The following is a 3,377-nucleotide window of genomic DNA, read 5'->3' as shown; positions in this document are numbered from 1 at the left end:
CTACGTGGCAATCCTTAAGCTGGGCTGAGGTCGCGCGCCAGGTTGCGGGCTTTGCCAAGTCGCTGCGCCAGCTTGGGCTGGAAAAGGGCGACCGGGTCATGCTCGTGTCGGAAAATCGCCCCGAGTGGTGTATCGCCGATCTGGGCATCATGGCGGCTGGATGCGTGACGGTGCCGACCTACGTCACCAACACCGAACGCGACCATCAGCATATTCTCGACGACAGCGCCGCCCGCGCGGTGATTGTGTCGACCGCAAAACTGGCAAAGACATTGATGCCGGCGGCATTGCGGTCGTCGCAAGCGGAATTCATCATCGCTATGGAGCCGCAGCCAGCGGTGCAGCATGGCCAATTGTCGATGCACCAATGGTCCGACATGGTTCAGGGCAATGATGCCGATGTACGGGCTGCTGAGGCGGCTATGGCCACAGTAACGCGCGACGATTTGGCGTGCATCATCTACACCAGCGGCACCGGCGGTGCGCCGCGTGGTGTGATGCAGCATCATGGCGCGATATTGCACAATGTCGACGGAGCCGCTGAGGTGTTGCGCGACGATTTTGGGCTGGACGAAGAAGAAGTCTTCCTGTCATTTTTGCCGCTCTCGCACGCCTACGAACATAGCGGTGGGCAATTCCTTCCCATCAGTGTCGGCGCGCAAATCTATTATGCGGAAGGGCTGGAAAAGCTCGCCTCCAATATCGAGGAAACACGGCCAACCGTGATGGTGGTCGTTCCGCGATTGTTTGAAGTCCTGCGCCAAAGAATGATCAAGGCAGTCGAAAAGCAGGGCAAATTTCCAAATTACTTGCTCAATAAAGCCCTGACCATTGGCGAGCGCGACTATTCGGGGCGCAAGCGGCTTTCCGATGCGCCGATGCGGCTCATTTTGTCACGGACGATTAAGCCCAAAATCCAGGGGCGCTTTGGCGGCCGGATGAAGGCGATGGTATCGGGCGGTGCGCCGCTCAATCCCGACATTGGCGTGTTTTTCCAATCTTTGGGTATCACGTTGCTGCAAGGATATGGGCAGACCGAGTCTGGCCCGGTTATCAGCTGCAACCGGCCCAAAGTGGGTATCAAGATGGATACCGTTGGCCCGCCGCTGAAAAATACTGAGGTCAAGATTGCCGAAGACGGCGAGATCCTTGTCCGTGGTCCGTTGGTGATGAAGGGCTATTGGCGGAACAAGGCGGAGACCGACCGGGTTATCAAGGATGGTTGGCTGCACACCGGCGACATCGGCTACATCGATGATTGCGGACGCATTGCTATCACTGACCGCAAAAAGGATCTGATCGTCAACGACAAAGGCGACAACATCGCGCCGCAGAAGATTGAGGGCATGCTCACGCTTCAGCCTGAAATTTTGCAGGCGATGGTTTCAGGGGACAAGCGGCCGTACATTGTTGGCCTTATCGTTCCGGATCCCGAATGGGCGCTCGAATGGGCGCGTGCGCAGGACATGAAATATGATTTCAATGCCTTGCAAGCCAATCCGCAGTTTCGCGCTGCGGTTCGTGCTGCGGTTGACCGGGTCAATGCGGATGTGTCGGTAACCGAAAAGGTCCGCCAGTTCGAATTTGCTGATGAGCCTTTCACCATCGAAAATGGCGAAATGACGCCGAGCATGAAAATTCGGCGCCATGTCATCCGCGAACGTTACGCCGCGCGCGTTAATGGCCTTTACAAGGACTGACGCGTCGCGACGTTGTGTCGGTTTGCTGATTTTGCATCCAGCCATGCACTGACCCCGGAACGGATCCGGGGTTGGGTTTGCATGCGCGTTTTTACCGACCGGATTTTCATGTGACTGCGCCCCGGTGGGCCGCTACGCATTTTGCGCCCAGATAAGAAATTCAACATTGCCTTGCGGCCCTGTAATCGGGCTGGTGGTCAAACCGCGTATCGTCCAGTTTTTTTCGACCAACCACTGCTGCACCTCATGGCAAACGCGTTCATGGACTTCAGGGTCGCGCACGACACCACCTTTGCCAACTTCTTCGCGGCCAGCCTCAAATTGTGGTTTGATAAGTGCGATCAATTGCGCGCCGCTTTTGGCAAAGGTCAATGGCCGTTCAAGCACTTTGGCGAGACCGATGAAGCTGGCGTCACAAACGATAAGGTCCACGGGTTCGGTGATATGCACGTCGGTCAATATCCGCGCGCTTGTCTGTTCATGCACCACGACGCGGGGGTCTTGCCGCAGTTTCCACGCGAGCTGGTTGGTGCCGCTATCGACGGCGAAAACGCGCGCTGCCCCTTGCGTCAGCATAACGTCGGTAAAGCCGCCCGTTGACGAACCCACATCAATGGCCACCATGCCGGTTACATCGATGGCAAATTCATCAAGGGCATGGGCAAGTTTAATGCCGCCGCGTGACACCCAGGGATGATCGCTGCCCTTCACACTGATTTCGGTATCTTCGGCGATTTGCTGCCCTGGCTTTAGTGCCTTGGCATCACCGATATAGACATGGCCCGCCATGACCAATGCCTGCGCGCGTGTCTTGCTCTCGGCAAGGCCGCGATCAACGATCAATTGGTCTAGTCGTGTTTTTTTGGTCGCCATGTCGCAACGCGCTAGCGGAGCAGATGCGATTTGGCCATAAGACAAAGTCATGCAAACCCGTAACCTGACCCTCATTGCAATGTTGCTGCTCGCATCCTGCGTTGCGCCGCCGCCACCGCCAGCCCAAAGAGCCGCACCCGTGCCGCCGCCAGTGGTCGCCACGCCTGCGCCACCGCCGCGTCTATCGGCGGATTGGAATGACTGGCCGTTTGCCGTGGGTGATTGGGTGTATCGGCGCGATGATCGCGGATCGACTGCTTTATTTGGACCGACTGGCAAAAATGCAGTTGTCACCCTGCGCTGCGACCTACAAAATCGGCGCATATATGTGTCGCGTGAAGCGACTGCACCCGGGCAACGCATCGTCATACGGACATCTTCGGCCACGAAGGAATTTGCGGCAAAGCCGACCGGCGGCACGCCCGCCTATCTGGCCAGTGAAATCATGCCGATGGACGCGATATTGGACGCGATGGCGTTCAGCCGCGGGCGGATATTATTGGAAACGGACGGACATCCGCCCATCATTTTGCCGGCATGGGCCGAGATTGCACGCATTGTTGAGGATTGCCGCAAATAGCCACTTGACGATGTCACATATCGCGGCGCGGAACCCCAATATTTGCCCGAAAAATAATTTATTACAAGACTTGTTTAAGCGACCCGTTTGATTCAACTTCGGTCCTGCGGAGGGCAGATATATGTTTGAAGCAAGCAATTTCCATTCAACGAAAGGAGGTGATCCGATGTCTCATGGTTCAGTTAAGAGGTCGGGGAATTCCGTTCGGGAGATCGGCCGCCGAT

At 56.7% G+C, this 3,377-nt stretch carries 3 protein-coding genes; 2 read left to right on the top strand and 1 reads right to left on the bottom strand.

Annotated elements, in window-relative coordinates:
- Positions 1–1,700: AMP-dependent synthetase/ligase (locus tag ACILQA_RS10490; RefSeq protein ID WP_395629638.1), on the top strand; the 1,700-nt coding region annotated here is incomplete at its 5' end.
- 132 nt (positions 1,701–1,832) lie between these two features.
- Here the strand turns inward: ACILQA_RS10490 and ACILQA_RS10485 are convergent.
- The gene (locus ACILQA_RS10485) at positions 1,833–2,573 is read right to left on the bottom strand and encodes a TlyA family RNA methyltransferase (RefSeq protein WP_395629639.1); all 741 of its coding nucleotides are present in this window, start codon (positions 2,571–2,573) and stop codon (positions 1,833–1,835) included.
- 49 nt (positions 2,574–2,622) lie between these two features.
- Between ACILQA_RS10485 and ACILQA_RS10480 the strand changes: the two genes are divergently transcribed.
- Entirely contained in the window at positions 2,623–3,153 is a 531-nt protein-coding gene (locus ACILQA_RS10480) for a hypothetical protein (protein ID WP_395629637.1), read from the top strand.
- Positions 3,154–3,377: the final 224 nt, after the last annotated feature.

The organism is Sphingorhabdus sp. (genome assembly GCF_044239005.1).
GTDB lineage: Bacteria > Pseudomonadota > Alphaproteobacteria > Sphingomonadales > Sphingomonadaceae > Sphingorhabdus_B.
Note: the sequence above shows the minus strand (reverse complement) of the source record. Positions and strands in the feature narration are given on the sequence as shown.